Genomic DNA, 26,663 nt, shown 5'->3' with positions numbered 1-26,663 from the left:
GAACAACGCCCTGGCCCGGCCGTTCGCGGGCTCCTAGCGTCGGTGACCATGCAGCGCAGCGACGATCGGATCCTCACCACGCACGTCGGGAGCCTCGCGCGGCCGCGGGACCTGCTCGAGGTGATGCGGGAGAAGGAACACGGCCGCCCCTACGACGTCGACGGGTACGCCAAGCGCGTCACCGCCGCCGTCGACGAGGTCGTCCGCGAGCAGGTGTCGGCGGGGATCGACGTCGTCACCGACGGCGAGATGAGCAAGGTCAGCTTCCTGACCTACGTGAAGGACCGGCTGACCGGCTTCGACACCGGGACCGGCGAGAAGCTGATGCCGCCGTCGTGGCAGGTCGAGATCGACGCGTTCCCCGGCTACTACGCCGACTACCTGGGCAAGTACAAGGACCAGGTCTCCCCGATGACGACGATGGTCTGCACCGGGCCCATCACCTACGACGGCCACGCGCAGCTGCGGACCGACGTCGAGAACCTGCGGGCCGCGATCGCCGCCGCGCCCGGCTCCGTCACGGAGGCCTTCCTGCCCTCGACGAGCCCCAGCGGGTTCGGGCGCAACGAGTTCTACGGCTCCCACGGCGAGTACCTGGCCGCCGTGGCCGAGGCGCTGCGCGAGGAGTACCTCGCGATCGTCGACGCCGGCTTCCTCCTGCAGATCGACGACCCGTGGCTCATCGAGTACCTCTCGGAGAACCCGGCGACGACACCCGAGCAGCGCGTCCGCGACGCCGAGCAGCACATCGAGATCCTCAACCACGCGCTGCGCGGCATTCCGACGGAGAAGATCCGCCTCCACACCTGCTACGGCCTCAACCACGGCCCCCGCATCCACGACCTGGCCTTCCGCGACATCGCGCCGCTGATGCTCAAGGTGAACGCGGGCGCCTACTCGTTCGAGGTGGCCAACCCCCGTCACCAGCACGAGTGGAAGATCTGGCGCGACGTGAAGCTCCCCGACGGCAAGGTCCTGATCCCGGGGCTGCTGGGGCACGCGAGCAACTACGTCGAGCACCCGGAGCTGATCGCCGACACGATCGAGCTGTACGCGGGGATCGTCGGCAAGGAGAACGTCATCGCGGGCGCCGACTGCGGCTTCTCCTCGCGCGCGTCGTTCCACCCCGAGGTGCACCCGACGGTCGTGTGGGAGAAGTTCCGCGCGCTGTCCGAGGGCGCGCGGCTGGCGACGCAGCGGCTCTACTGAGCTGTGAGTGGCGATAGTCGCTATAGCGACTATCGCCACTCACAAGCTCTCGAGCAGCAGCCGTTCGACCGCGTCGGCCATCCAGTCCGCGTACTCCTCGACGGTCCAGCCACGCAGGCGGATCAGGCTGTCGGCGAGCTCGAGGCCGGCGAGCGACCAGTAGATGTCGGTGGCGCGGTCGACGTCGAGGCGCAGCATGGGCGCGAACGACTCCGTGATCGCGCGGATGTCCTGGTAGCGACGCCGCTCGTACTCCTCCCACGCCGCCGCGAGCTCGGCGTCGCCGCCCGCCGCGTTGCGGAACACCCGCAGCATCGTCGGAGCGCCGGAGTAGTAACCGACAGCCAGCTCGCGCAGCATGGCGAGCTTGCGGGGCCGGTTCTGTTCGGCGATGAACTCCCGGAACGCGTCGCGGCCCAACAGCGGGACGTCCTCGTCGTCGCCGGTGAATCCGCGGTCGACGGCGGCGAGCAGCAGCGCGGGTTTGGCGCCCTGGGTGAAGACGGTCTGCGCCGACACCCCCGCCTCCGCGGCGATCGCCTTCATGGTGGTGGCCGCGTAGCCGTCGCGCTCGAAGCAGCGGATCGCCGCGTCGAGCACCGTGGCGCGGGTGCGCCGGGCCTGCTCGTCGCGCAGAGCGGAGTTGTAGGAACGCGTTGCCACCCTTTGACTGTAGCACTGCTCAATTCATAGAGTCGTAACTAGAGCGAATTGAGGAGACGCCATGACCACCGCGACCATGACCCCGCAGGACCGCCGCGCGACCGCCGTCATGCGGCGCTTCGGGCCACTGCACACCGCGATGCTGCGGGCGTTCCGCGGCAGGTCGATGTGGCGGTTCCGGGGTGGCGACGTCGTACTGCTCACCCACACCGGTCGCCGCAGCGGCACGCAGTTCACCGTGCCGCTGCTGTACGTGCGCGACGGCGAGGACGTGCTGGTCGCAGCCTCGAACGGTGGTGTCGACGCCGAGCCGCAGTGGTGGCTCAACCTGCAGGCGAGCCCGTACGCGGAGATCGAGATCCGCGGCGAGAGGCGCGCGGTCGTCGCCGAACCGGTGGCCGACGCCGACCACGCCGCAGCGTGGGAGCGGTTCCGCGCGATCGGCGGGATGTACGACAAGTACCAGGCCGGCGTGCAGCGCCGGATCACCCTCGTCCGGCTCCGGCCCTACCGCGCCCGCCTCGCGGAGTCGTGAGCGGCAATAGTCGCTACAGCGACTATTGCCGCTCACAGGGTCAGGGGGTCGAGCGGTCCAGTTCGGCCGACACCGCGGCCGCGGCCCGGCGCACGTTCTGGACGACGGCCATCTTGCGTGTGCCCAGGATGCTCGCCGTCCGCCCGACCACGGAGATGGCGGCGACGGCCACCCGCCGGTCACCACGCGTCACGACGACCGGCGCCGCGATCGACGACATGCCGATCGTGTGCTCCTCCCGCGACACCGCGAAGCCGTCGACCTGCACCTGCCGCAGCACCTGCCGGTAGCGGCCCGGGTCGACGATCGTGAACGGCGTCCGCCGCACGAACCCGCGGTCCAGGATCGCCCGGGCCATCGCCGGGTTCACCGCCGCCATCGCCTTGCCCGCACTCGACGAGTGGCCCGGCCCGCGCCGGTACAGCTCGGTGTGGAACATGATGCCGACGTCGGAGTTCTCCAGCCGCTCCACGTACAGCACGTCGGCACCGACGGGCACGGCGAGCTGGGCGGTCTCGCGCAGCACGTCGCGCAGCTCACCCAGCACCGGCAGCGCCACCTCGCGCAGCATCAACCGGTCGACGGCGAGCTGGCCCATCTCGAACAGCCGCAGCCCGAGCCGGTAGCGGCCCGCGTTGCTGCGCTCGAGCAGCCCGCCCGACGCGAGCGCCGCCAGCATCCGGCACGCGGTGCTCTTGGCGACGCCGAGCCGTTGCGCGACCTTCGTCGCCCCCAGCTCGGGCTCCTCGCCGAAGCAGTCGAGCACCGCCATGGCGATGGCGACCGACCGCAGCGGGCCCTCGCCCGCATCGGGGTCCTCCACGACGACCGGCCGTCCGTCGAGCACCGTCATGGGCTCACACCTCGTCCCAGGCCGGGAACTCGTCGGCGGGTGGCACGTGCACCTCGGTCACACGGTTGCGGTAGGAGACGAACGCGGTCCGGCCACCCTCGCGCAGCTTGACCCGGATCTCCTCGGTGTTCAAGGGCTCGCCGGGGTCGTAGCCGTGCGCCCACGTCGCGAAGGCGCGCATCGGCCCGGAGTGGGTGGCCGCGACGATCCGTCTGTGGCCGGGGCTCTCGGCCATCAGCCGGTGGAAGCCCCGCCAGAACCGGCGCACGCACAGCGCGGGCGGCTCGAAGTACATCATCGGGATCGTCAGCCACATCTGGATCGGGTCGGCCCCGCCCAGCTGCGTCCGGTAGAAGCGGTCGATCTCGACGAGCCAGCGCGGCCGGTCCCCCACCGCCATCCGCTCCAGCTTCTCCATGGTGGCCTGGTACTGCCGGAACGCCGAGGTCACGTCACGCAGCCCGTCGGGGGTCCAGACGCCGAAGTTGCGCAGCTCGGGGATGGCCTCGGGCTCGGACAGCTCGACGTCGTGGCCCCACATCTGCATGCCGTCGCGGGCGCCGCGGTAGATCTGCTCGGCGGTCTGGCGGGCGCGGTTCGTCGCCGCGCACACCAGCCGCACCTTGTCGCCCGCATCCCAGCGCCGGGCCAGTTCGTGGCCGCGGCGGTGGGCCTGCCAGCCACCCATGGGCGTCAGGCCGGCGTCGGTCGAGTACCCCTGCGTGACGCCGTGGCGGATGATCGAGATCTCGCAGACGACCTTCTCCGACGCCTTGCGCTCGACCGGGGCGGCGATCTCCTTGCCGCGGGTGGCCTCCGCGAGGGCGGGGGTGAACGTCGCGCCCTCCCACTCGACGGTCGGCGCCGGCGGGGCCACGGTGGTGGCCGCGCCGCGCTCGCGGAAGCGGCGCAGATACAGGGGGGTCCCGTCGGAGCCGTTCTGCTCGGGGGCGGCACCACCGCCCCGGCGTTCGCGGTACTTCGCCAGGTAGTTCGGCGCCTCGTAGCGGTCGAGCTTGCGGGCGTCGGTCATGACTGTGCCTCCGCGACAGGACGTACGTCGGCACTCATGAGTGCACCGTGAAGAAGCGCTCGTTGACCTCGCGGTGGTAGTAGAAGATGGCCCGCCCCATCTCCTCCTCGGTCCACGTGATCGGCTCGAAGTCCGGGTCGACCCAGTAGCCGCCGGTGAACAGCTCATTGCGGTTGCCGACGGGGTCGAAGAAGTACGTCGTGTAACCGCGGGTCACGCCGTGGCGCGTGGGCGCCACGTCGATCTGGACGCCGTGGTAGGCCAGGGTGTCCGCCGCGTCGCGGATTCCGTTCCAGTCGTCCATCCAGAACGCGAAGTGGTGCAGCCCGCCGTTCGGTCCGGTGATGACGGCGACGTCGTGCGGGGTGTGGCTGCGCTCCAGGAACGTCGCGAGCTGGTGGCCGTCGTTGGCCAGGATCTGCTCGGTGAGCCGGAACTCGAGCAGCTCGGTGAAGAACGCGGTGAACGCCTCGACGTCCTCGGCCATCACGAACACGTGGTCCAGGCGCGGCGGCGCGATGCCGACGAGGTCCTGCGGCCGGGGCGGCGGGTTGGTCATCGGCAGCATGTTGCCGACGCGCTCCATGCCGTGGACGAGCTCGACGAGGTGCCCCGACGGTGCCTCGAACCGGATCGCCGCGCCCCAGCCGGGCCCGAGCTCGCGGGCCGCGAAGCGCTTCACCGGCACGCTCGCGGCTTCGAGCCTGTCGGTGAAGTGGTCGAGGTCGGCGGCGTCGGCGACCTTGAACGACATGTGGTCGAGCCCGTAGGTCGGGGCCTGGCGCAGGACGACGGAGTGGTGTTCCTGCTCGTCCCAGCACTTGAGGAATACGCGGTCGACGCCGTCGCGGACGTCGCGAGCGGTCTCGATCAGGCCGAGGACCTCGGTGTAGTAGGCGGTGCACAGTTCGAGGTCGGGAACACGGACCTCGACGTGCTGCAGCCTGAGAATTCGGTCGGGCATGTGGTGGACTCCTTCATCGACCGAGGCAGCGGCTCTCGCGCGGGAACGGGGATGGAAGCCGGTGGAGCCTGCGGAACCGGCGGGGCGGGTAGATCACGTGTGCATGCGCAGGAAGCGCTGGCTGATGACGTTCTCGTAGTAGAAGAGACCCTTCCCGAACTCCTGCTCGGTCCAGGTGATGATCTCGTGGTCGGGATCGACCCAGTACCCGCCGGTGAAGACCTCGTTGCGGATCCCGAGCGGGTCGAAGAAGTAGATGGTGTTGCCGCGGGTCACGCCGTGGCGGGTGGGGCCCTGGTCGATCTGGACGCCGTTGTAGGCCAGGGTGTCGGCGGCCTTGCGGATGTGGTCCCAGTCGTCGAGCCAGTAGGCCCAGTGGTGCAGGGCGCCGTTGGGGCCGTTGACGATCGCGATGTCGTGCGGCGAGTTGGTGCGCCCGGCGAGCCACACCCCGAGCTGGTGGCCGTTGCCGTCGAGGACCTGCTCGGTGAGCCGCATGCCCAGGACGTCGATGAAGAAGCGCGACGCCTCGGCGACCTCCTCGGCGTTGACCAGCATGTGGTCCATCCGGGGCGGGGCGATGCCGGCCAGGTCGGGCGGCGGGACGGGCGAGGGGTTGTGCTTGCCGAGGATGTTGCCGGTCTTCTCGAGGTCCCAGACCAGTTCCATGATCTGTCCGCTGGGGACCTCGAACCGCAGCGACTCTCCCTGGCCGACGGCGTCGCCGCGGCTGACGCGCGTCGTCGGGCAGCCGTAGGCCTCGACGCGCTTCTCGAAGTCGTGCAGGTCGTCCTCGGACTCGACGCGGAAGGTGAACGAGTCGAGCCCGGTGCGGGGGTTGTAGCGCATCCGCAGCGAGTGGTGGTCCTCCTCGTCCCAGCACTTGAAGTAGACGGTGTCGTCGGTCCGCATCACCTGCTGCAGGCCCATGACCTCGGTGTAGTAGGCGGCGGACAGGTCGAGGTCCGGCGTGCGGACGTCGATGTGAGCGAGTCTGAGAATCCCCACGGCGCAAGCTCCCTGGAGTGGCGGGCGTCTTGACGTGTCGACGGTAGCCGCCCTAGCGTTCCGGAGAACAGACTTGCTGTTCCGCAAATCGGAACACCTGCGGCTCGGACACAGCCCGGAGTGAGGTCATGAGCAGTCCGGAGAACATGCGTGCCGCCGTCGCCGACTACGTGACGGCGCTGCACCGCGCCTACCTGGCCCAGGCCGACACGTTCGCGCCGGCGGTCCGCGGGGCGATGCCGCTGCTCGCGGGCGGCCGGCCCGTCACGGTCGCCGCCGTCGGCGTGCGGAACCTGCACCTGCTCGCCACCCGCGAGAGCCTGGGCCCGTTGCGCGGCCAGGAGGTCGAGGTCCCCGGATCGCTCGACGGCCTGACGTGGACGTTGCGGTTCTACGACCCGGTCGTCGTCCCGTCGCTGGGCACGCTGGAGGAGAACGACGGCCCCGCCTACGACGGCGTGAAGGCCGCCCTCGGGGTCGGTACCGTCGTCTACCACGTGGTCGCCCAGCCCGGGTCGGGGCTCACACCGCACCACGCCGGACACGTCGGGTCGGGCCTCGCCAGCGGGCACTCGGCCGCCGCGCGGGACTTCGAGACGATCCGCAGCCGCGTCCGGGGCCGCGAGCACCTCGTCGACGAGCTGGCCGGCGCCGCGACCGCGGGCCTGCCGCATGCACAGGCGTTGCTGGCCAGGGCGATCTCGCCGCACAACGCGGGCGTCGCCGAGGCGGCCGACTGTCTCGACCCCGACGCCATCCGCAAGGCACTGCTCGCGTCGGTGGGTGGGCGCAGCGAATGGAGACCCACGTCGTGACCGACGCCCCGCTCTCCACCGTCACCAACGCCGCCCGGCTGCTCAAGGCGTTCCTCACCCGCGAGGAGTCGATCGGCGTCTCCGAACTGTCGCGGCGCCTCGGGATCGGGAAGTCCAACGTCCACCGCCTGCTGACGACGCTCGCGAACGAGGGCCTGGTCGAGCAGGACACCCGCACCGGTGGCTACCGGCTGGGGATCGTCGTCTACGAGCTCGGCGAGGCCGTGAAGATCCACCTGGACCTGCACGCCGCGGCCGGGCCGGTCCTGGTGCGGCTGCGGGAGGAGACGGGCGAGTCGTCCCAGGTCGGGGTGCTCGACGGCGCCGAGGTCGTCTACGTCGACCGGCTCGAGTCGGCCTACTCGCTGCGGCTGTTCACCGAGACCGGCCGCCGCGTCCCAGCGCACGCGACGAGCTCGGGCAAGGTGCTGCTCGCTCACCTGCCTCCGCCGTTGCTGGACAGGGTGCTCGACGCCGGACTGGCCGGATTCACCCCGCACACGGTCACCGATCCCGACCTGCTGCGCGCCGAGCTGTCCGGGGTGCGCGCGCAGGGGTGGGCGCGGTCGGTCGACGAACGCGAGATCGGCGTGACCTCGGTGGCCGCCCCGATCCGCGACGTCCACGGCGACGTCGTCGCCGCCGTCAGCATCGGCGCCCCCTCCGCCCGGCTCGGGGCCGTCGCGCGCCGCCGCTACGCGCGGCTGCTCGTCGAGGCCGGCGAGGCTGTGTCCCGCCGCCTCGGCTGGGTGCCCCAGGACGAACGACGGGCGGCGACACCGGTCCATTGAGCGGAACGGGCGGGCTGACACACCTCGGCCGCCCCGCGACGATCGTCGGAACCCGAACAGCAGCACGAGGAGAGAAATGCCCGTGACGGACGCGCCCGCCAAGGCCCGGGCGCTCTACGAAGCCCGGCGCACCCGCGTGCCCATCGCGCCGTTCACCGACGCCGAACCCGACCTGGGGATGGCCGACGGCTACGCCATCCAGCAGGAGCTGGTCCCGCTGCTGCTCGCCGACGGCGACACGATCGTCGGCCACAAGGTCGGGCTGACGTCGAAGCCCATGCAGCGCATGATCGGCGTCGACTCCCCCGACCACTCGCCCGTCCTGGGCTCCACCGTCTACGCCGACGGCGACGTCATCGACCCGTCCAGCTTCATCGCCCCCAAGGCCGAGGCCGAGATCGTCTTCGTCATGGGCTCGCGGCTGGCCGGCCCGGGCGTCACCGTGACCGCGGCCCGCCAGGCCATCGCCGGTGCCGTCGCCGGGTTCGAGATCGTCGACTCCCGCATCGCCGACTGGCGCATCAAGCTCGCCGACACCGTCGCCGACCTCGCCTCCTGCGGCGCCGTCGTCACCTCGTCGCGGATCGTGCCGATCGAGGGCGTCGACACCCGGCTGCTCGGGATGACGCTCACCCGCAACGGCGAGCTCGTCGACACCGGGGCCGGCGCCGCCGCACTGGGCGACCCCGTCGCCGTCGTCGCGTGGCTCGCGAACGTGCTGGGCGCCAACGGGGTGGCGCTCGAACCAGGCCACATCGTCATGACGGGCGCGCTGCACGCCGCCGTCCCCATGGAGCCCGGCGACGTGTTCCGCGCCGACTTCGACCGGCTCGGCGCCGTCACCGCGCGCGTCGGACACCCCGCCGCCGCGGAGGAGAGCGCATGAACACGTCCGAGCTGGCGACCCGCCTGCAGAAGGCCGTCGCCGAACGCACCGCCATCGACTCCCTCAACGCCGAGTTCCCCGAGCTCGACCTCGACGCCGGCTACGCCGTCCAGCGCGTCCTGCGCGACGCGGCCGGCCCGCTCGTCGGCTGGAAGCTCGGCGTCACCTCGCGCGCCAAGCAGGCCCAGGTCGGGGTGTCCAGCCCCGTCTACGGTTTCCTGCCCGGCAGCGGCGCCCTCGACATCGGCGAGCCCCTCGACACCGGCCAGCTCATCCAGCCGCGCTGCGAACCCGAGATCGTCTTCGTCCTCGGCCGCGACCTGGCCGGGCCCCACGTCGGCGCCGCCGACGTCATCGCCGCCTCCTCCGGTGTCGCCGTCGGCATCGAGGTGCTCGACTCCCGCTACCGCGACTACAAGTTCACGATGGCCGACGTCGTCGCCGACAACACCTCCGCGGCCCGGTTCGTCGTCGGCACCCCGGTGCCGCTCGACGGCATCGACCTGCGCGTCGTCGGCGTCGTCCTCGAACACAACGGCGAGGTCGTCGCGACGGCGTCGGGTGCCGCCTCGCTCGGGCACCCCGCGGCCGCCGTCGCCTGGATGGTGCGCCGCATGGCCGCCGACGGCGAGGGTCTGCGCGCGGGCGACGTCGTCCTGTCCGGCGGGCTCACCGCCGCCGTACCGGTCGTGCCGGGTGACGTCGTCGTCGCCTCGATCGACCGCATCGGATCGCTCGAGCTCGGCTGCCGCTGACCTGTCCCGACGTCGTTCCTGGAGGAACCGTGCCGCTCGTGCAGATCACCCTCGCCCGGGGTCGCAGCCCCGAACAGCTCGCCGCCCTCGGCGCCGCGGTCACCGCCGCGGTCGAGGAGTCGATCGGGGCGCCGAAGGAGGCCGTGCGCGTCGTCGTCAACGAGTGCGAGCCCGAGCTGTGGTTCGTCGGCGGCGAGTCGCTCGCGGACCTGCGGGCGAGCGGACGCCGATGACCCTGCTCCCCCTCGGCGGCGATCCCGTCGCCGGCGAGGGGGCGCGGCTGCTGCGCTCCGACGACGGGCGCACCTTCGCCGTGCACGTCGTCGACGGGTCGTACCTGGTCTCCGACCCGCTGTGCCCGCACAACAAGGGGCCGTTGGTCGAGGGGCAGGTCGACGGCCGCGTCCTGCGTTGCCCCTGGCACTGGTACCGCTTCGACCTCGCCACCGGCGAGTGCCTCACCCAGCCCGCGCTGCGCCTGGGTGTCTACCCGGTCCGGCGCGCGGACGACGGCTGGGTCGCCGACGTCGGCGAGAAGCCTCCCGCGCTGTCGATGTCGCAGCGCCTGCGCGCCCACGCCCGCGGCGAGACCCCCTGACCCCTCCCCGCGAGATGCACCTGAGCGTCGCCGAACCGGGGCGGACAGCCCTGGTGCGCATCTCGGCGCGAGCGGGCGCGAACGTGTCACGAGCGCCCGGAGAGCGCTCCCACGACACGCTCGTCGCGAGGCATGAAACCGAGCGTGTCATCAGCGCGGGCACGCTGCGCTGATCACACGCTCGGATTCGGGTGCGCGGGTCAGTGCTCCGGTTCGTGGCCGACGGCGACGTCACCGGTCGGGGTGATCTCCCCCGTCCAGCCGCACCCCGAGCAGGAGCAGTAGAACCGGCGCGCGGTGCCCTCCCAGAACTCGGTGACGATCGCAGGCGGCGCGCCGCAGCCCGGGCAGTGCCGGGGCGCGTCACGACGATGTGCCTCGGCGTCGGCGGCGAACCGCCGGTCCGGAGGCGCCTGCACTACGACCCCGACCCCGACGCCGACCCGGACGCCACCCGCTCCGCCGCGCTGACGTGGATCTTCTTGATCGCGTCGAGCATCGGGGAGAAGCGGGTCGAGCCCATGTCGCAGAAGTCGAGCGCGAACTGGGCGCCGGCGTGGAACTTGTCCTTCTCGCACGGCAGGTCGATGCGCTCGTGCTCCTCGCGGATCGTGCCGAGCGGGTCCTCCCCGCGGGCGACGCGGTCCATCTGCTCGCGGAACATCTTGCGCAGCATTGCGACCCCGATGTCGGAACGCCCGAGGTGCTCGGTGGTCCGGTCGGTGATCGCACCCTGGGTCACCCAGGCCATGATGTCCTGGCCCTCGACGTAGTTGACGACGTGGCGGCCCTTCTCGTCGACCACCGGGATGTTGTAGTCGGGCACCACCGGCTGCTCGACGTGCTCGTAGCCCTCGTCGGGGCGGTGCACGGTGTAGAGCATGAACCGGGTCGTGGTGCGGTTGATCGGGACGCGGATCTGCATCTGGTGCACCCCACCGCCACCGACCCGCATGTTGTACGGGAAGACGAGCGGGTGGCCGACCTTCCAGTCGTCGTTGTCCTCGCTGGCGCCCTCGAGCACGCGGCGCTTGATGATCCCCCACTCGAACGGGGTGAAGCCCACCTTCTGGTGCTTCTTCGCGAACGACGCCGGTGAGGTGAAGCCCTCGTGGCGCCCGATGAACTGGAAGTACCGCCCGTGCAGCCACTCGACGTGGTGCGGGTCGACGGCGTTCTCCATGATCTGGACGTAGTTGCACGGCAGGTCGGCCCAGCCGATGTCGCGGAAGCCCTCCATGACGTAGGTGTCGAACCGCGGCAGTCGCGGCGCGGGGCCGGGGCCCACGTAGGCCCACACCAGTCCGCCCATCTCCTCGGCCACGCCGGCCTGGGCGGAGACGCGGGCGCCGAAGCGGGTGTCGTCGCGCTCGGCAGGCTGCTCGACGCACGCGCCGGCCTCGTCGAAGACCCAGCCGTGGTATGGGCAGCGCAGGCCGTCGGACTCGACGACGCCGTAGGCCAGCGACGCCTTCCGGTGCGGGCACGCCTCGGGGACGATGCCGTAGCGGCCGGACGGGGAGCGCCACAGGGCGAAGAACTCCCCGAGCAGCTCGACGCGCTTCACCGGGAACTCGGCGAGCTCGCGGGTGAACGCCACCGGGTACCAGTAGCGGCGCAGCACCTCACCCATCGGGGTGCCGGCGTCGACCTGCGTGAGCTCGTCGTTCTGTTCGGCGGTCAGCATCGGTGCTCCCCTGCTCGTGGTGGTCGCCGAAACGTAGGTGGCACCGCCGGCCGGGACAAGGAATCCTTCCCGCATGGAGGGAAACCGGCAGCAACGGCCGTCGTGGGAGCTGACGTCGGTGCGCAACGCCGCGCGGCTGCTCAAGGAGTTCTCCCGCACCGACCGCGAGCTCGGCGTCTCCGAGCTGTCACGACGCCTCGGGCTCGCGACCAGCACCGTGCACCGGATGCTGGCCACGCTCGCGGCGGAGCGGCTGCTGGAACGCGGCACCGCGGCGGGGTCCTACCGGCTGGGGCTGGCGATGTTCGACCTCGGCGCCGCCGTCGCACCCCGGCTCGACCTGCACGAGGCCGCCCTGCCCGTGATGGCGGTGCTGCGCCAGAGCACGGGCGAGACCGTGCAGCTCGCGGTGCTCGACGGGCTGGAGTCGGTGTACGTCGACCGGCTGGAGAGCCCGCACACGGTGCGGATCTTCTCCCGGGTCGGCACCCGGCTGCCGGCGACGACGACCGCGACCGGCAAGGCCCTGCTCGCGGCGCTCTCTCCCGCCGACCTCGACGCCCGGCTCGACGGCTGGCGTCCGCAGCGGCCGACGCCGTACTCGATCGTCGACGTCGAGGTCCTGCGGACGCGGCTGCGCGAGATCGGTGAGCGCGGCTGGGCGGAGAACCGGGAGGAGAGCCGCGTCGGCGTCGTGTCGTGCGCGGCGCCGGTGCGGGGCGCCGACGGCGTCGTCCTCGCGGCACTGTCGGTCGCCGCCCCGACCGCGCGCGCCGCACCCGTTGCGCTGCAACGGATCCGGGAGGCCGTCGTCGAGGCAGCAGCGGTCCTGTCCCGACGGCTGGGCCACGCCTAACCTGACGGCATGCGGATCAGCCTCTTCGGGTACCTCGCCGCCGGCGGCGGACGGGCCGTCACCGACGCCTACGTCGCCGAGCTCGCGCAGGTGCGTGAGGAAGGGTTCCTGCGGTACTGGACCGCCCAGCTGCCCACCGACCCCGACCTGCTCACCGTCCTCGCCGTCGCGCTGCGGGAGGTGCCCGGCATCCAGGTCGGCACCGGGGTCGTCCCGATCCAGCCGCAGCACCCGTACTCGTTGGCGCAGCGGGCGTTGACGGTCAACGAGATCGGCGGCGGCCGGCTCACGCTCGGGCTCGGGCTGAGCCACAAGCCCGTCGTCGAGGGGGCGTGGGGGCTGCCGTTCGACAAGCCGGTGCGGCGGATGTCGGAGTACCTCGACGCGCTGCTGCCGCTGCTGGCCGACCGGCGCGTGTCCGCGCAGGGCGAGACCGTCACCGCGCGGGGCTCGCTGCGCTACCCCGACGCCCCGACGCCGCAGGTCTACCTGGCCGCGCTGGGCCCGCAGATGCTGCGGCTCGCGGGCCGGCGCACCGCCGGGACCGTCACCTGGATGACCGGGCCCCGCACCCTGGCCGAGCACGTGGTGCCGACGATCCGCGACGCCGCGGCGGAGGTCGGCCGCACGGCGCGGGTCGTCGCGTCACTGCCGGTCGCGGTCACCGACGACGTCGCCGCCGCCCGCGCCGAGGCCGCGACGCAGTTCGCCGTCTACGGGAAGCTGCCCTCGTACCGGGCGATGCTCGACCGCGAGGGATACGCGGGCCCCGACGAGGCCGCGATCGTCGGCGAGGAGAAGGACGTCGCCGACCGGATCGCACAGCTGCGCGACGTCGGTGTCGACGAGTTCGTGGCGCTGCCCTTCTCCCCCGACCCCGAGGTCCGGGCCCGCACCCGCGCGCTGCTGCGCGCCGTGGGTGCACCCGCCTGACCACCCCGGCCCCTGCGCCGAGTTCGACGTGACACTGGTCGATCTCATGATCGAACCAGTCTCCTGTCGAACTCGGCGGCGGTTTCCGAGCGCAGCGCGCGCGACGCTTGAGCGGACATTCACCCTCCGGGCCCGCCATCCGGGACCGGCGTTGACTCCTGCGCCGGTGGCGGTTGTGATCGAGTTCGTGTGCACCCGGCCGACCGACGTGCGTCTCACCGAGCGCCGCCACGTCGACCTGTGCCGCACCGGGGCCGACCTGTGTCGACGGGCACGCCGGTAGCCGACCACCGGCGTGCCGTGCTGCCCGCGCGGGAGCCGCGCGGGGACCGTCACCCCCGGAGACCTTCCATGACCACCGCCACCAGCCGCGACGACGACCTGCGCGCCATCGTCGACGCCACCACCTCCGCCGTCACCGACGACCCGGGCAAGGCCGCCGCCCTCTTCCGCGCCGACGGCGAGGGCCGCGACGGCGTCCGCACCGAGATCCGCATCGGCCGACACGAGATCACCATCGACGAGCCGCCCGCGCTCGGCGGACAGGACGCGGCCATCAACCCCGTCGAGTCGGCGCTCGCCGCGCTGCTGTCCTGCCAGGTCGTGACCTACCGGTTCTGGGCCGCGAAGCTCGGCATCCCGCTCGACGACGTGCACGTCCGCACCGAGGGCGACCTCGACGTGCGCGGCTTCTTCGGTCTCGACGACGCCGTCCGCCCCGGCTTCGGGGAGGTCCGCCTCGCCGTCGACCTGCGCGGACCCGCCTCCGCCGAGGACTACCAGCGGCTCAAGGACGCCGTCGACGAGCACTGCCCGGTGCTCGACCTGTTCCGCAACCCGACCCCGGTGCAGGTCGGTCTCACGAGCTGACCCGCACCCGCCGAGCTCGACGTGGGACTGCCCGACGGGATGGTCGGACCAGGCTCACGTCGAACTCGGCGGAATGGGCCGCGAGCGGGCGGGCCCACCCTGAGTGGCTCAGCGGCCGGGGACCGGCTTGCCGCTGAAGACGTACTTCTGTGCCAGCGCCACCGGGTCGTAGGCCGCGGGCGTCGACTCCTCGGCGGTGACCGTGACGGGGCGCGACTGCACGATGCAGATGTCGTCGCCCGCCCGGCGGTGCCGCGAGATGACCCACTCGACGTCGACGGGGTAGCCGTAGTGCTCCTCGATCGCGGTGACCGCGGAGACGACGGCGCCGATCTGCTCGTCGTCGAGGACCTTCCGGTCGGCCAGCCGGGCCGGCATCTCCACCTCGGTGACGCGGCCGTCGGCGAAGTCGAACGCCGACACGATCGCCTTGTGGGCGACGTCGTAGCGCAGGACGCGGCCGTCGGCCTTGCCCACCTCGATGTGGTCGGGGTCGACCACGCCCTGCACGATCGCCTCGCCCCACCCCCACGACGTCTCGATGACGACGCGGTCGGGCTTGCCCGTCACCGGGTGCACCGAGAACGCCACCCCGGACGCGCGGGCGTGGATCAGCTCGATCACGCCGACGGCGATGGGCATGTCGTGGTGGCTGATGCCCTTGCGCAGCCGGTAGGCCAGGGCGCGACCGGTGAACAGCGACCCCCAGCAGGCGCGGATCGCGTCGAGCACCCGCGGCGCCCCGGACACCCCGAGGTAGGTGTCGAAGATGCCGGCGAACGAGGCGTCGGCGGCGTCCTCGCCCGTCGCGCTCGACCGGACCGCGGTCGGCACGTTGACGTCGACGCACCGGACGCACAGCTCCTCGTAGGCGTCGGTGATCTCGGCGGCCAGCGCGTCGGTCATCGGCGTCGCGACGAACAGCTCCCGGATCTCCGCCGACGCCGCCTCGACGTCGGCCTCCGACGGTTCGGCGCCGAGGCGCGCGAGCACGGCGTCGATCTGCGGGTCGAGCCCGGCGTCGCCGCAGTGGCGGCGGTAGGCGTCGACGGTGACCGCGAAACCCTGCGGCACCTCGACCCCGGTCCGGTGCAGGTCGGCGAGCCTGCCGATCTTCGACCCGGCGGCCGGGACCGCCTCGTCCGGCTCGACCGCGTCGACCCACACCACGTTCTGCACGAGAACCCCTGTCACGACTGTCCGGGCTCGGTGTCGACGAGCTCGGCGGCCCTCTTGAGGATGGTCACCCTGCCGTTCGTGCCGTCCACCTCGATCTTGTCGCCGTCGCCGATCGCGAGCGTGGCGACGCCGACGGCCGTGACGGTCGGGACCCCGTACTCGCGGCCGACGATGGCCGCGTGGCTGAGCATGCCACCGCCGTCGCACACCGCACCCGCGATCTTGCCGAACGCGGGCGTCCAGTTGGGCGACGTCGACTCGCAGACCAGGATCTCGCCGGGTGCGACGCGGTGCAGCTCGTCGGAGCTCTGCAGGACACGGGCGATACCGGTGGCCGTGCCGCGCGCGGCGGCGACGCCGGTCAGGGTCGTCTCGTTGGCGGCGTCGGGGTTCTGCACGGCGCGCAGCGAACCCGGGTTGATGCCGAAGATCTCGATCAGCACCGGGTCCTCGACCGAGTCCGGCACCGTGCCGAGCACCTTGGGCATCTCGGAGCGCTTTCCGTGCCAGTGGTCGAAGTACTGGCGACGGTCGCGCACCAGCGCGCTCAGCTCACCGGCGTAGGGCTCGCCGTCGGCGACCTGGAGCAGCTCGGGCCAGAACAGGTAGAGCATGTCGTCGCGGTGGTCGGCGCCGACGCGGGTCGCGAGCTCCTGGCACGCCTGCCGCAGCGGCAGCATGACCTTGAGGTCGATGTAGTAGTTGTGGTCGTCCTGCCACCACGGGAAGTTCGCGGCCTGGTTGGCGGCGAGCCCGCCGTCGAACACCGCCTGCTCCTCACGGGTGAGGCCGGACCGGGCGGCGTCGATCGCCGCGTCGCGCTCCTCGAGCGCATTGCGGGCCGCGGCCGCGAAGTCGTGGTCGGTGTCCTTCATCAGGAACGTCTTGATGTTGCCGAACGCGTTGGTGTTGTCCTCGATCCAGCTGGGGACGCCGACATCGCACGTCGCGTCGGTGCGGTGGCCCCACACCTGCAGCCAGTCGTCGAAGTCGGTGAGCCACTGCGACGCCGGGCCGCCGTGCGCCGACAAGGCTGCCCGCATGTCGCCGGGCTCGTTGTCGGCGAACACCTGCGACAGACCGGCCTGGCGGGCCTTCGTGGCCAGCGCGTAGAGCTCGCGGTCGAGCTCCATGATCTTCGTTTCCTCGCCCTGCAGGAACTTGCCGACGAGGCTGGTGTCGATGCCCATCTCGGCGCAGGAGCCGTAGAAGCCGAGGAAGTTGACCAGCATCGGGTACATGACCGCGAAGTGGATCTCCATGGCGCGCTTGTGGTAGCGCCGGCCCTGCCGGATCAGGGTGCCCAGGTCGGAGGTCGGGACGGAGGCCAGGTCGATGCCCTGGAAGTAGTCCCAGGTCGCCTCGAGCTCGTCGCGGCCCGCCTCCCAGATCGAGCGGTAGTTCTGCAAGAAGTGCGGCAGGTTCGTCCCGAGCCGGTTGGCCCGCGCGCCGATCTCGCGCGGGTCCTCCTCCGGGATCGGGGAGCCGTAGAGGTGGGTGCCTGCGAACCGGCACGTCACACCGCGTCCGGGCGGCAGCGGCAGGTTCTCCGACGCGCTCTGCGTGCCGGCGCAGTAGCCGTCGGCGCTCCACAGCGTCGCCGCCAGCGGGGTGAGGCCCCGCGACCAGTGGAAGTCGAGGAACCAGAACGCGTTCTCGTCGCCCGGCTTGAACGGCGACGGCGCGTCGACGACGTACGGGAAGTCGAAGTGCTCCGGCTTGTAGCCGGGATACCACTCGCGGGTGTACTCCTCGACGGGGACGACGTTCGCCATCGGATCTCCTCTGATCGGGACGCTGGCTCGGACCGTGACAGCGCACACACCCGGCGGCAACCCGGCCGTTCTCCCCTGCCGAACGTCGCGCGCCGTCCCGCACCCCGGTGAGCAGCCGTTTCCCGGCGGAGAACACACAACTTCCACCGCGTGGCGGCCCGTCCGTAGGGTCAGCGCGTGAAGGCTCTGCTCCTCGACGTCGGCGGCGTCGTGTTCCGGTCCGGGTCGGAGATGCTGGCGCTGCTGGGCGAGCGTGAACCAGCCGCCCGCACGGTCGCCGCCCGGCGCGGACCGTTGGGCCCCGAACCCGACCCCGACTGGGGGCGAATGCTGCGCGGCGAGGTCACCGAGCGCGGCTACTGGGCGTTGCGCGCAGCGGAGGTCGGGACCGCGCTGGGCCGCGACGGCTGGTCGACGCACGAGTTCATGGCCGAGCTCTACGAACACGCCGGCGTGGAGATCATCCGCCCCGCGGCCCGCCGCCTCGTCGCCGACGTGCGCGCGGCGGGCCTGCGCCTGGGCGTGCTGACCAACGATCTCGCGGCGTTCCACGGCGACAGCCCGCTCGGCGACCTCTCCGGTCTCGGCGACCTGGACGTGCTGGTCGACGGCTCGCTCACCGGCATCCTCAAGCCCGATCCGCGCAGCTACGCCGCCGTGATCGACGGGCTCGGGGTGGCGCCGGGCGAGATCGTGTTCGTCGACGACATGCCCTGGAACGTCGAGGGTGGCCGGGCGGCGGGGCTGCACGCGGTGCAGCTGGACCTGCGGGATCCGGACGCCGCGTTCGCCGAGGCACGTTCGGCTCTCGGGCTGGCGCCGTGACGGCGGAGCTGGCCGTCGTCGCGGGGGCGTCCGGGGCGCTGGGCTCCGCGATCGCCGACGCGCTGCGGGCCGCGGGGCTGCACGTCGTCGCCGTGGCCCGGTCCGCACCCGCCTCGGATACCACGACGACCGGTGTCGCCGCCGACGTCGGAACCACGCTCGGGCAGGACACGATCGCCGCTACGGTCGCGGGGCTGGGTGCACCGGTCCGGATGGTCGTCCAGGCCGCCGGCCTCCCGCCCACCGGACCGCTCGCGACGATCGACCCCGATGCCCTGGGCACGACCGTCGCACTCAAGGTGGGCGGGCTGTTGCGGCTGGTCAGGGCGGTTGAGGCGCAGCTCGTCGGTGGGTCGCGGATCGTCGCGCTGGGCGGGCACTTCGGCAGCGAACCCTCCCCCGACGCCTGCGCCGCGGGCGTCACCAACGCCGCGCTTGCCAACCTGGTCCGCCAGCTCGCGACCGCCTACGGCCCGCGCGGGGTCACCGCCCACCTCGTCGCACCGGGCCCCGTCGACACCCCGCGGATGCGCGGGCTCGCCGCCGCGGCCGCCGAACGCCGGGGGGTCGACGTCGACGAGGTGCTGGCCGAACGTGCTGCCGAGTCGCCTCTGGGCCGGTTCGTGACGCCCGCCGAGGTGGCGTGGACCGTCGCGACCCTGCTCGCACCGGAGGCCGACGCCCTGCACGGCGCGACGCTGGCCCTCGACGCCGGCGCCCGCCGCGGCCTGTTCTGACCCTGCGGACCGGCCCGATCCGGTGCGTGGAGCGACGAATTCCTCGCCGTAGGCACCGGATCAGGGCTGCTGAACTGCCCGAGCGGCGATCTCCGTCGCGCGGGCCGCCGAGGCCGGGACGCCGGCGATGCCCCAGTCGTCGGGGTCGACCTGCTCGATCCGGACCCGCACCGACTCCCGCGCCACGCCCAGGACGTCGACGAGGACGTCGGTGAACGCGGCGATGAGCCGGTGCCGCTGCTCGACCGGACGCCCCCGCAGCACCAGCGCCGTCACGTACGGGGCCTCGACGCCGGTCTCCCCGCCCGCCGCGACGTGCGTCGGCGGATGCGCGGTGACGAACCCGCGCACCCGCTCCACCGGCGACTCCAGCACCTCGGCGTAGCGGGCCAACAACGCCGTGAGCAGCGCGTCGAGGCGCTCGGGCGGGTGCCGGTCCGCCACGAGGTGCACCTCGAAGATCGGCACGTCAGCCGCCGTCGATCGCCATCACCACGGCCTTGGGCTCGGTGAAGAACTCGCGGCTGAAGGTGCCGCCCTCGCGCCCCCACCCCGAGTCGCCGAACCCTCCGAACGGAGCGCGCAGGTCGCGCACGAAGAAGCAGTTCGTCCACACCGTGCCCGCCCGAAGCCGCGCCGAGACCCGGTGCGCGCGCGACAGGTTCTCGGTGAACACCATGGCGTTGAGCCCGTAGCGGCTCCCGTTGGCGGCGGCGACGGCCTCGTCCTCGGTGTCGAACGGCGTCACGGTGACGATCGGCCCGAAGATCTCCTCGCACTGGATCGGCGAATCCGGCGCGGCGTCGACGACGACGGTCGGGCGCACGAACAACCCCTCGCCCCGCCCGCCGGTCAGGACCTTGCCGCTCGGGTCGTCGAGGTACCCGGCGACCTTGGCGTGATGGGCCTTCGACGACAGCGGGCCGATCTGGGTGTCGGCCTGCTTCGGGTCGCCGACGACCAGCGCCTCCGCCGCCGCGACGAACCGGGCCAGGAACTCGTCGAGCACCGGGCGCTGCACGTAGAGCCGCGACCCGGCCAGGCAGACCTGCCCCGCGTTCGTGAAGATCGCCTTGATCGACCAGTCGACGGCGTTGCCGAGGTCCGCATCGGAGAACACGAGGTTGGCGCCCTTGCCGCCGAGCTCCAGACTGACCGGGGTCAGGTTGCGGGCCGCCACCGCCGTGATCGCCCGTCCGGTGTTCGACTCCCCGGTGAAGGTGATCCGGTCGACGCGCGGGTCCTCGGTCAGGGCCGAGCCCGCGGAGTCGGGGCCGTAACCGTGCAGCACGTTGAACACGCCCGGCGGGATGCCCGCCTCCAGCGCGAGCCGCGCCATCAGCGTCGCCGACACCGGCGAGTCCTCCGCCGGCTTGAGCACGACGGTGTTGCCCCATGCGAGCGCCGGCGCGAACTTCCAGCTCTCCAACATCATCGGGAAGTTCCACGGCGCGATCGCGGCGACGACACCCGCCGGCTCGTAGCGGGAGTACGCGTGGTGGCCGGTGTCGGTCGGGTAGGTCTCGGCGGCCGAGAGCCGCGCGTGGTCGGCGAAGAACCGGATGTTCTGCGCGGTCCGCGGAACGTCCTTGCCCTTCGCGTCGGCAACGGGCTTGCCCATGTCGCGGGTGTCGGCGAGAGCAAGCTCGTCGATGTTGGCCACGATCAGGTCGGCGAAACGGTGCAGCAACGCCCCGCGCTCCGCGAAGCCCATCCGCGGCCACGGGCCCTCGTCGAACGCCCGCCGTGCCGACGCGACCGCGAGGTCCGCCTCGGCCGCCCCGCCGAGGGCGACCGTCGCCCACGGCTGCTGCGTGTAGGGATCGACCGTGTCGAACTCCGCGCCGTCGAGCGACGCGCGCTCCTCACCGTCGATGACGTGCCCGAACCGTTCGCTCATGCCCCGAACCGTCGCACCACACGCGACCGCCGGGAAGGCGGGCGTTCGGATCAGCGGAACGCCGGGTTGCGCAGACACCGGACGCCGCTTCCGGTGGTGAGCCCGTCCGGGCGGTCATAGCCTCCGTGGATGAGGCATCACGATCTCCTCGTCATCGGCGCCGGGTCGGGCAACGCCGTCGTCGACGACTCGTTCGCCGACCTCGACGTCGCGATCGTCGAGCAGGACCGGTTCGGCGGCACATGCCTCAACGTCGGCTGCATCCCCACCAAGATGCTCGTCCGCGCCGCCGACCTCGCCGACGACGTCGCCGACTCCGCCCGCCTCGACGTCGACGCCGAACTCCGCGGGATCCGCTGGCGTGATCTGCGCGACCGCGTCTTCGGCCGGCTCGACCCCCTCGCCCGCGACGGTAAGACCGGGCGCGAGGACACACCGTGGATCACCGTCTACGACACGCACGCCCGCTTCACCGCCCCCCGCACCCTCGACATCGGGGGCACCGCCGTGAGCGCCGACCGGATCGTCGTCGCCGCCGGGTCCCGGCCGATGGTGCCACCGCCGGTCACCGACTCCGGGCTGCCCTACGAGACGTCGGACACCGTCATGCGCGTCGACGACCCGCCGCGCCGCCTCGCCGTCCTGGGCGGCGGCTACATCGCCGCCGAGCTCGCCCACGTCTTCTCCTCGGCGGGAAGCGCGATCACCGTGATCGACATGGCCGACACCCTCCTCGCCGGGCAGGACGTACTGGTCGCACGCGAGTTCACCGAGCTGGCGTCGAAGGCGTGGGACGTGCGGCTGGACCGCGAGGTCACCGCGGTGTCGGGCGCGCCGGGCGCGCTCGTGCTCACCCTCGACGACGAGTCGACCGTCGAGGCCGACATGCTGCTCGTCGCGGTCGGCCGCGTCCCCAACGGTGACGGCCTCGACCTCGACACCGCGGGAATCGACGTCCACGACGACGGCCGGATCGTCGTCGACGAGTACCAGCGCACCACCGCCGACGGCGTGTGGGCGCTCGGCGACGTGTCGACGAAGGTGCCGCTCAAGCACGTCGCCAACCGGGAGGCCGACGTGGTCCGCCACAACCTGCGCCACCCCGACGACCTGCACACCACCGGCGACGCCCCCGTCCCCTCGGCGATCTTCACCAGCCCACAGATCGCGGCGGTCGGCGCGACGGAGCAGGAGCTCACCGACTCCGGCACACCCTTCCGGGTGGGACTGGCCCGGGTCTGCGACGTCGCCTACGGCTGGGCCATGGAGGACACGACGGGCTTCGCCAAGGTCCTCGCCGACCCGGGCACCGGGACGCTGCTGGGCGCCCACATCCTCGGCCCGCAGGCCTCGACGCTCATCCAACCGCTGGTGCTGGCCATGACCCTGGAGCTCGACGCCCTTACCCTCGTCGAGCAGCCGTACTGGATCCACCCGGCGTTGAGCGAGGTCGTGAAGCAGGCGCTGAAGAGCGCGCTGAGCTGACTCAGCTAGTACCGGCTCGCCGCGGCGGCCGCGTCGAGATGACGACCTTCCGGTTCAGGTGCTCCTGGATGAGGGCGCCGAGTTCGTCACGGTCGATGACTCGGATGCGCTGAACCTGCGCCCGCTGCCGGGACCGGTCACTCAGCCAGGACGTCGTGACCAGGACGCCGTGTGTGGCGCTCCCGTGTTCGGCCATGGCGCCCATCAGTGCTTGGACATCCCTCGGTGGGACGGCGGCGCGAACTCTCTTCGCCTGGATCACGCATTCGATCGGGGTAACGGCGTGGGGCAGTACGGCCACGGCGTCGATGCCGTCATCATGCGAGGGCTGAGTGCGCCATGTCCTGTAGCCCATCGCGGTGAACAGGTCCTTGCCCAAGGTCTCGAACTTGAACGGGTCCATGTCCATCAGGTCTTCCCTGTGGTCCGCTTCGGTCAGCGCGGCGTCGGCGGCGAGCACGGCGTACTGCGCCATCCGGTCGAAGTCGATGACCGGCGGCACCGGCTCGAGCTGGAAGGGGTGTCGCGACAATTCAGCACCCAGGTACTGGAGGCACTCCGCCGGTTTCAGCCTGTCGCTGTCGAGTACGAGGTCGGCGAACGTGGATCGGCTCGACGTGATGGTCACGACGCACGGCCTGATGGCCCGGCCCGTCGCTGAATCGACCGTCGGGACGTGACCGTTGAGCGTAATCAGATCGACGGTCTTCGACGACGTCGCCCGTAGGCAGACGTGCATAGCCGCAAGGACGAGGCGGGACACCAGATCCGCGTAGATGCGTGCCGAGTCCGCGGGACGTCTCGGCGTCGGCTCGATCTCCTGGCGTTGCACCCGATAGGTCCATCGCACGTGTTCCGGCACGACATCCGTGTCGGGTAGGTCGACCTCGATGACGAGCTCGCGCGGCTCCGCCCGGTACAGGGCGCGGCGCCCTGTGATGAACCCGGTCAGCGGAGTCACCGCATCCAGCACACGTTCGCCGTACCGCGCGATCGCATTGCCGGCTTCGGCCTCGACACGCCGCAGGAGGGTGTCGACCTCCGCCCTCGCTGCGGACCGAGCGGCTTCCCGTCGAGCGCGGTAGGCCTCCGCGACCTCCTGGCGCCGCTCCGCCATGCGTTGGCGGTGACCCCGACACGCAGCCTCGAAGTCGACGCGGGCCTTGGCGGCCTCACGCTCGTAGCGTCGCCTCCCGAAGAGCCCAGGTTCCCGGGGTGCGAAGTCCTGCCAGCTCGGCGGCGTCTCCGCAGGCTCGAGCATGGGCCCGTCATCGGGCGCCAGAGTCGACTCCGCGAGCCTGTCGGGCGTCAACTCCGGAAGAGCGAGGACCTCGGCGAGTACAGCCTCGAAGGTGGCGACCCTCGCCGTCACAGCGGCCGTCATCGCCGCGGCCTCAGCGTGCCCCTGTTCCTTCTGCCGGCGAGCTTCCTCGGCCATCGTGAGCCGGTCCTCCGCAGCGGCGGCCTTGCTCGCCCGGCGTTCCTCCGCAGCCGCCTCGCGCCGCATCCACGCATCGGTCTGTCGATTCGTCGGCACCGCCCACCCCCGGCTACCAGCCCATCACAGCGACCGCATCGGCGAGAACCGCCGCTCCGGTGATCATGAGCTCGCGAACGAGTAGGCGCGGCCCCGGCCGGTGTGCACGAGCGGTCCGTTCAGCCGTTGTCCGACAGGCCCGTGCGCAGCGTCGCGAGGGTGCGGGCGAGCAGCCGGGAGACGTGCATCTGGGAGATGCCGACCTCCTCGGCGATCTGGGTCTGCGTCATGTCCTTGAAGAATCGCAGGACCAGGATCGTGCGCTCGCGCTCGGGCAGGGCGTCGAGCAACGGGCGCAGGGCGTGCCGGTTCTCGACGTGGTCGAGCTCGGCGTCGATCCCGCCGAGGCGTTGTCCCACACCGGTTCCGGCGTCGGGGTCGACGGGGTCGAGGGTGTCGGCGTGGTGGCCGGCCTTGGCGGTGAGCGCCTCGACGACCTCGCCGACGTCGACACCGAGGTGGGCGGCGAGCTCGCTGGGTCGCGGGGAGCGGCCCAGCTGCTGTGACAGCGGGCCCGTCGCCTTGTTGATCGCGACGCTGAGGTCCTTGAGCCGTCGGGGAACCCGTGTCGCCCAGGTGCGGTCGCGGAAATAGCGCAGCATCTCGCCGCGGATGCAGGGGACGAGGTAACCGAGGAGGTCGCCGGCTGCGCGTTCGGGGTCCCAGCGGTCGACGGCGCCGAGCAGGCCGATGCTGCCGACCTGCACGAGCTCTTCGACGCCCGCCGGGTGGCCCGCGGCGTGGCGTTGCGCGAGGTGGCGCACCAGCGGGAGCAGGGAGACGACGATCTGGTCGCGCAGTTCGCGGCGGCGGGGGTCGTCCGTATCGAGGGCGACCATCCGGTTCATGGGTTCGGCCAGGCTCGCGTACTCGCTGGGCGGCGGCTGGTCGGCGGGGGCGCGATCTCGTCGGTACTGGCCATCGGCGCTCCCACTCGTATCAGGACGTGGGAGGCGACTGGCTGCACCTCGGAGGATGTGTCGGGGGGGTCGTGCTGTCCGTGACGGTACAAGGGGGAGCCCGGGCCCGCCACGTCGACGGGCCGGACGTGATCAGGCGCGCCGGGGGCGCTGTCGCGCCCGGTGCGGTGCCGCGCCTCGTAGCCTGCGGCGATGACCGCGCGCGTCGACTACGAGACCCTGTTCACCGAGCACGTCGCCGACGGCGTCGTCCTGCTGACCCTGAACCGGCCCGGCAGCGCCAACGGGGTCGTCCCCGAGCTGGCCCGGGACATGGTGGCGACGCTGACCGCGCTGGAGGCCGACCTGTCGGTGCGCGCGCTGGTGCTGACCGGCGCCGGGAGGCAGTTCTGCGCGGGCGCGGACCTGAAGGAGATGAACCGCTACCTCGCCGAGGAGATGCCGCGGACCGGCGAGCCGTACAACGCGCGGGTGATCTTCCCGGTGATCGAGCGGATCGTGGGGTCGCGGCTGCCGGTGATCGCGGCGGTCAACGGCGGCGCGGCCGCGGGCGGGTTCGACCTGGCATTGGCGTGCGACATCCGGGTGGCGTCGACGGCGGCGAAGTTCGGCGAGACCTACATCCGGTTGGGGCTGCCGCCGGGCAACGGCGGCACCTGGTTCCTGCCGCGGCTGGTCGGGCCGGGGCTCGCGGCCGAGCTGGCGTTGACCGGCGACGTGATCGACGCGGCGCGGGCGTTGCAGATCGGGCTGGTCAACCGGGTGGTGGAGCCGGAGTCGCTGATCGACGACGCGGTGGGCACGGCGTCGCGGATCGCGGCGTGGTCGTGGCGGGCGGTGCAGATGACGAAGCAGTCGCTGCGCTCGGCGTGGCAGCAGGACCTGTCCTCGAGCTTGGCTACGAACTACTGGGCGGCCGTCGGGCTGCAGGCGGGCCCGGACGTGAAGGAGGTGTGGCGGCGTTCGTCGAGAAGCGGCCGGCGCGGTTCAACCAGCAGGACACCTCGTGAGTGGCGATAGTCGCCATGGCGACTATCGCCACTCACAGGCCCCCGGAGGGGGCGGTCGCACCGGGCGAATACCCTCGGACGGGTGCTGCGACTGACCCCGGCCCTCGTCCCGGTGCCCGCGTGAGCGCCCCCGCGGGCGCGCGGCCGGACGCCTCGGGGCCCCGGACGCGCTGGGGCCGGGTGCCGCTGTCGCGGCGCTCGCGCATCCTTGTGGCCATCGCTGCGGTCGTGACGGCGGTGGTCGCCGCGGTGGCGACGTTCGTGGCGCTCGGCGCCGCTCGGCCCGCCTACAACGCGGCGGCCACGGTCGCGCTGGTCCCGGCGCCCGGGCTGACGCCGGTGCAGGCGTCGGAGGCGTGGAAGGACATCAACAGCGGGCGGGCGACGTCGGTCGCGATCGTGGTGTTCAGGCAGGGGCAGTGGCTGGTGCCGGCGGCCGAGGCCGCGGGGGTGGCGGTCGACCGGGTCTCGGTGACGGTCGCGCCGGGCACCGCGGCCGCCACGGGGTCCAGCACCGCGCTGATCGACATCTCGTCGACGGCGCCGTCGCCGTCGGGTGCCGAGGCCGTGGCCGCGACGGTCATCGACAAGGCGGGCCCGGCGGTGCGGCAGGCCGCGGGCGCCTACGCGGTGCAGGTGACCAACTCCCCCGACGGCACGGCCGTCCCGCAGGAGAAGCCGCGCACCGAGATGCTGATGATCGTCGCGCTGGCCGGTGGGCTGGTCGGCGGCGGGCTGACGTGGCTGCGGGTGCGCGGTCGCGAGGCGGAGGCCCGTCGAGCCCGCCGGGCCTGACCGCTCGCCGCACCGTTTTCCCGATCTGCGGATCGAATCTCCCC

Annotated in this window: 29 protein-coding genes; 16 read left to right on the top strand and 13 right to left on the bottom strand. The window is 72.1% G+C overall.

The features are described from left to right. Positions 1-48: 48 nt before the first annotated feature. On the top strand, positions 49-1,209 hold the full coding sequence (locus PSU4_RS02405) for a cobalamin-independent methionine synthase II family protein (protein WP_147102279.1): 1,161 nt from the start codon (positions 49-51) through the stop codon (positions 1,207-1,209). A gap of 39 nt (positions 1,210-1,248) precedes the next feature. Here PSU4_RS02405 and PSU4_RS02400 read toward each other — a convergent pair whose 3' ends face one another. Next, entirely contained in the window at positions 1,249-1,872 is a 624-nt protein-coding gene (locus tag PSU4_RS02400) for a TetR/AcrR family transcriptional regulator (protein WP_186816701.1), read from the bottom strand. A gap of 61 nt (positions 1,873-1,933) precedes the next feature. Here PSU4_RS02400 and PSU4_RS02395 point away from each other — a divergent pair, with 61 nt between their 5' ends. Continuing rightward, the gene (locus tag PSU4_RS02395) at positions 1,934-2,407 is read left to right on the top strand and encodes a nitroreductase/quinone reductase family protein (protein WP_147102277.1); all 474 of its coding nucleotides are present in this window, start codon (positions 1,934-1,936) and stop codon (positions 2,405-2,407) included. 40 nt (positions 2,408-2,447) lie between these two features. Here the strand turns inward: PSU4_RS02395 and PSU4_RS02390 are convergent, their stop codons facing one another. The 4 genes from PSU4_RS02390 to PSU4_RS02375 form a co-directional block, all read right to left on the bottom strand. Further along, positions 2,448-3,260 (bottom strand): IclR family transcriptional regulator, encoded by an 813-nt coding sequence (locus PSU4_RS02390; protein WP_147102276.1) that lies wholly within the window; start codon positions 3,258-3,260, stop codon positions 2,448-2,450. A 4-nt stretch (positions 3,261-3,264) separates the two neighbouring features. Beyond that, positions 3,265-4,293 (bottom strand): histidine phosphatase family protein, encoded by a 1,029-nt coding sequence (locus tag PSU4_RS02385; protein WP_147102275.1) that lies wholly within the window; start codon positions 4,291-4,293, stop codon positions 3,265-3,267. Positions 4,294-4,327: 34 nt separating this feature from the next. Then, a complete protein-coding gene (locus PSU4_RS02380; RefSeq protein WP_147102274.1) occupies positions 4,328-5,257 on the bottom strand; it encodes a catechol 2,3-dioxygenase in 930 nt (309 codons plus the stop codon). A 93-nt stretch (positions 5,258-5,350) separates the two neighbouring features. Further along, positions 5,351-6,265 (bottom strand): catechol 2,3-dioxygenase, encoded by a 915-nt coding sequence (locus PSU4_RS02375; RefSeq protein WP_147102273.1) that lies wholly within the window; start codon positions 6,263-6,265, stop codon positions 5,351-5,353. A gap of 128 nt (positions 6,266-6,393) precedes the next feature. On the opposite strand from PSU4_RS02375, the gene PSU4_RS02370 reads away from it, so the two are divergent. The 6 genes from PSU4_RS02370 (at position 6,394) to PSU4_RS02345 (ending at position 10,110) form a co-directional block, all read left to right on the top strand. Then, positions 6,394-7,080, top strand: coding sequence for a hypothetical protein (locus PSU4_RS02370; RefSeq protein WP_147102272.1), 687 nt, complete (start codon positions 6,394-6,396; stop codon positions 7,078-7,080). Further along, positions 7,077-7,871 carry an IclR family transcriptional regulator gene (locus PSU4_RS02365; protein WP_147102271.1) on the top strand — a complete coding sequence of 265 codons (795 nt, stop codon included), beginning with the start codon at positions 7,077-7,079 and terminating at the stop codon, positions 7,869-7,871. Before PSU4_RS02370 ends, PSU4_RS02365 begins: the two co-directional genes overlap by 4 nt. Positions 7,872-7,947: 76 nt before the next feature. After that, complete coding sequence (locus tag PSU4_RS02360; protein WP_147102270.1) at positions 7,948-8,757, top strand: 2-keto-4-pentenoate hydratase; 810 nt, start codon at positions 7,948-7,950, stop codon at positions 8,755-8,757. Then, positions 8,754-9,512, top strand: a complete 759-nt coding sequence (locus PSU4_RS02355) for a 2-keto-4-pentenoate hydratase (RefSeq protein ID WP_147102269.1) — start codon at positions 8,754-8,756, stop codon at positions 9,510-9,512. The genes PSU4_RS02360 and PSU4_RS02355 overlap by 4 nt, the downstream gene beginning before the upstream one ends. 29 nt (positions 9,513-9,541) lie before the next feature. After that, positions 9,542-9,745: a 2-hydroxymuconate tautomerase gene (gene thmT / locus PSU4_RS02350; RefSeq protein WP_147102268.1), complete on the top strand. Its 204-nt coding sequence runs from the start codon at positions 9,542-9,544 to the stop codon at positions 9,743-9,745. Continuing rightward, entirely contained in the window at positions 9,742-10,110 is a 369-nt protein-coding gene (locus PSU4_RS02345; protein WP_147102267.1) for a Rieske (2Fe-2S) protein, read from the top strand. The genes thmT and PSU4_RS02345 overlap by 4 nt, the downstream gene beginning before the upstream one ends. Before the next feature lie 200 nt (positions 10,111-10,310). On the opposite strand, the gene PSU4_RS02340 is transcribed toward PSU4_RS02345, so the two are convergent. Continuing rightward, complete coding sequence (locus PSU4_RS02340) at positions 10,311-10,529, bottom strand: hypothetical protein (protein ID WP_147102266.1); 219 nt, start codon at positions 10,527-10,529, stop codon at positions 10,311-10,313. Beyond that, a complete protein-coding gene (locus tag PSU4_RS02335; protein WP_147102265.1) occupies positions 10,529-11,797 on the bottom strand; it encodes a Rieske 2Fe-2S domain-containing protein in 1,269 nt (422 codons plus the stop codon). The genes PSU4_RS02340 and PSU4_RS02335 overlap by 1 nt, the downstream gene beginning before the upstream one ends. A gap of 73 nt (positions 11,798-11,870) precedes the next feature. Here PSU4_RS02335 and PSU4_RS02330 point away from each other — a divergent pair, with 73 nt between their 5' ends. The 3 genes from PSU4_RS02330 (at position 11,871) to PSU4_RS02320 (ending at position 14,456) form a co-directional block, all read left to right on the top strand. Continuing rightward, positions 11,871-12,653, top strand: coding sequence for an IclR family transcriptional regulator (locus PSU4_RS02330; protein ID WP_147102264.1), 783 nt, complete (start codon positions 11,871-11,873; stop codon positions 12,651-12,653). Positions 12,654-12,662: 9 nt separating this feature from the next. Continuing rightward, complete coding sequence (locus PSU4_RS02325) at positions 12,663-13,586, top strand: TIGR03564 family F420-dependent LLM class oxidoreductase (RefSeq protein ID WP_147102263.1); 924 nt, start codon at positions 12,663-12,665, stop codon at positions 13,584-13,586. A 351-nt stretch (positions 13,587-13,937) separates the two neighbouring features. Continuing rightward, the gene (locus tag PSU4_RS02320; RefSeq protein WP_147102262.1) at positions 13,938-14,456 is read left to right on the top strand and encodes an OsmC family protein; all 519 of its coding nucleotides are present in this window, start codon (positions 13,938-13,940) and stop codon (positions 14,454-14,456) included. A 108-nt stretch (positions 14,457-14,564) separates the two neighbouring features. Here PSU4_RS02320 and PSU4_RS02315 read toward each other — a convergent pair whose 3' ends face one another. Next, a complete protein-coding gene (locus PSU4_RS02315) occupies positions 14,565-15,650 on the bottom strand; it encodes a PEP/pyruvate-binding domain-containing protein (protein ID WP_147102261.1) in 1,086 nt (361 codons plus the stop codon). Beyond that, positions 15,647-17,410: a PEP-utilizing enzyme gene (locus tag PSU4_RS02310; RefSeq protein WP_147102260.1), complete on the bottom strand. Its 1,764-nt coding sequence runs from the start codon at positions 17,408-17,410 to the stop codon at positions 15,647-15,649. Before PSU4_RS02310 ends, PSU4_RS02315 begins: the two co-directional genes overlap by 4 nt. 177 nt (positions 17,411-17,587) lie before the next feature. Between PSU4_RS02310 and PSU4_RS02305 the strand changes: the two genes are divergently transcribed. Both PSU4_RS02305 and PSU4_RS02300 read left to right on the top strand, forming a co-directional pair. Next, positions 17,588-18,235, top strand: coding sequence for an HAD-IA family hydrolase (locus PSU4_RS02305; RefSeq protein WP_147102259.1), 648 nt, complete (start codon positions 17,588-17,590; stop codon positions 18,233-18,235). After that, positions 18,232-18,972, top strand: coding sequence for an SDR family oxidoreductase (locus PSU4_RS02300; RefSeq protein WP_147102258.1), 741 nt, complete (start codon positions 18,232-18,234; stop codon positions 18,970-18,972). Before PSU4_RS02305 ends, PSU4_RS02300 begins: the two co-directional genes overlap by 4 nt. Positions 18,973-19,032: 60 nt before the next feature. Here the strand turns inward: PSU4_RS02300 and PSU4_RS02295 are convergent, their stop codons facing one another. Together PSU4_RS02295 and PSU4_RS02290 are read right to left on the bottom strand one after the other, a co-directional pair. Continuing rightward, positions 19,033-19,440 (bottom strand): tautomerase family protein, encoded by a 408-nt coding sequence (locus tag PSU4_RS02295; protein WP_147102257.1) that lies wholly within the window; start codon positions 19,438-19,440, stop codon positions 19,033-19,035. A 1-nt stretch (position 19,441) separates the two neighbouring features. After that, positions 19,442-20,872, bottom strand: a complete 1,431-nt coding sequence (locus tag PSU4_RS02290; protein WP_147102256.1) for an aldehyde dehydrogenase — start codon at positions 20,870-20,872, stop codon at positions 19,442-19,444. A gap of 129 nt (positions 20,873-21,001) precedes the next feature. Here PSU4_RS02290 and PSU4_RS02285 point away from each other — a divergent pair, with 129 nt between their 5' ends. Beyond that, positions 21,002-22,357, top strand: a complete 1,356-nt coding sequence (locus tag PSU4_RS02285) for a mycothione reductase (RefSeq protein WP_147102255.1) — start codon at positions 21,002-21,004, stop codon at positions 22,355-22,357. A gap of 1 nt (position 22,358) precedes the next feature. Here the strand turns inward: PSU4_RS02285 and PSU4_RS02280 are convergent, their stop codons facing one another. Continuing rightward, on the bottom strand, positions 22,359-23,894 hold the full coding sequence (locus PSU4_RS02280) for a restriction endonuclease (RefSeq protein WP_147102254.1): 1,536 nt from the start codon (positions 23,892-23,894) through the stop codon (positions 22,359-22,361). 119 nt (positions 23,895-24,013) lie between these two features. Continuing rightward, positions 24,014-24,742, bottom strand: coding sequence for a sigma-70 family RNA polymerase sigma factor (locus tag PSU4_RS02275; protein WP_147102253.1), 729 nt, complete (start codon positions 24,740-24,742; stop codon positions 24,014-24,016). A 264-nt stretch (positions 24,743-25,006) separates the two neighbouring features. Here PSU4_RS02275 and PSU4_RS02270 point away from each other — a divergent pair, with 264 nt between their 5' ends. Continuing rightward, positions 25,007-25,834, top strand: a complete 828-nt coding sequence (locus tag PSU4_RS02270; protein ID WP_222596143.1) for an enoyl-CoA hydratase/isomerase family protein — start codon at positions 25,007-25,009, stop codon at positions 25,832-25,834. 110 nt (positions 25,835-25,944) lie between these two features. After that, the gene (locus PSU4_RS02265) at positions 25,945-26,619 is read left to right on the top strand and encodes a hypothetical protein (RefSeq protein ID WP_147102252.1); all 675 of its coding nucleotides are present in this window, start codon (positions 25,945-25,947) and stop codon (positions 26,617-26,619) included. Positions 26,620-26,663 lie beyond the last annotated feature (44 nt).

It is taken from the genome of Pseudonocardia sulfidoxydans NBRC 16205, from assembly GCF_007989085.1.
In the GTDB taxonomy this organism is placed as follows: domain Bacteria; phylum Actinomycetota; class Actinomycetes; order Mycobacteriales; family Pseudonocardiaceae; genus Pseudonocardia; species Pseudonocardia sulfidoxydans.
Note: the sequence above shows the minus strand (reverse complement) of the source record. Positions and strands in the feature narration are given on the sequence as shown.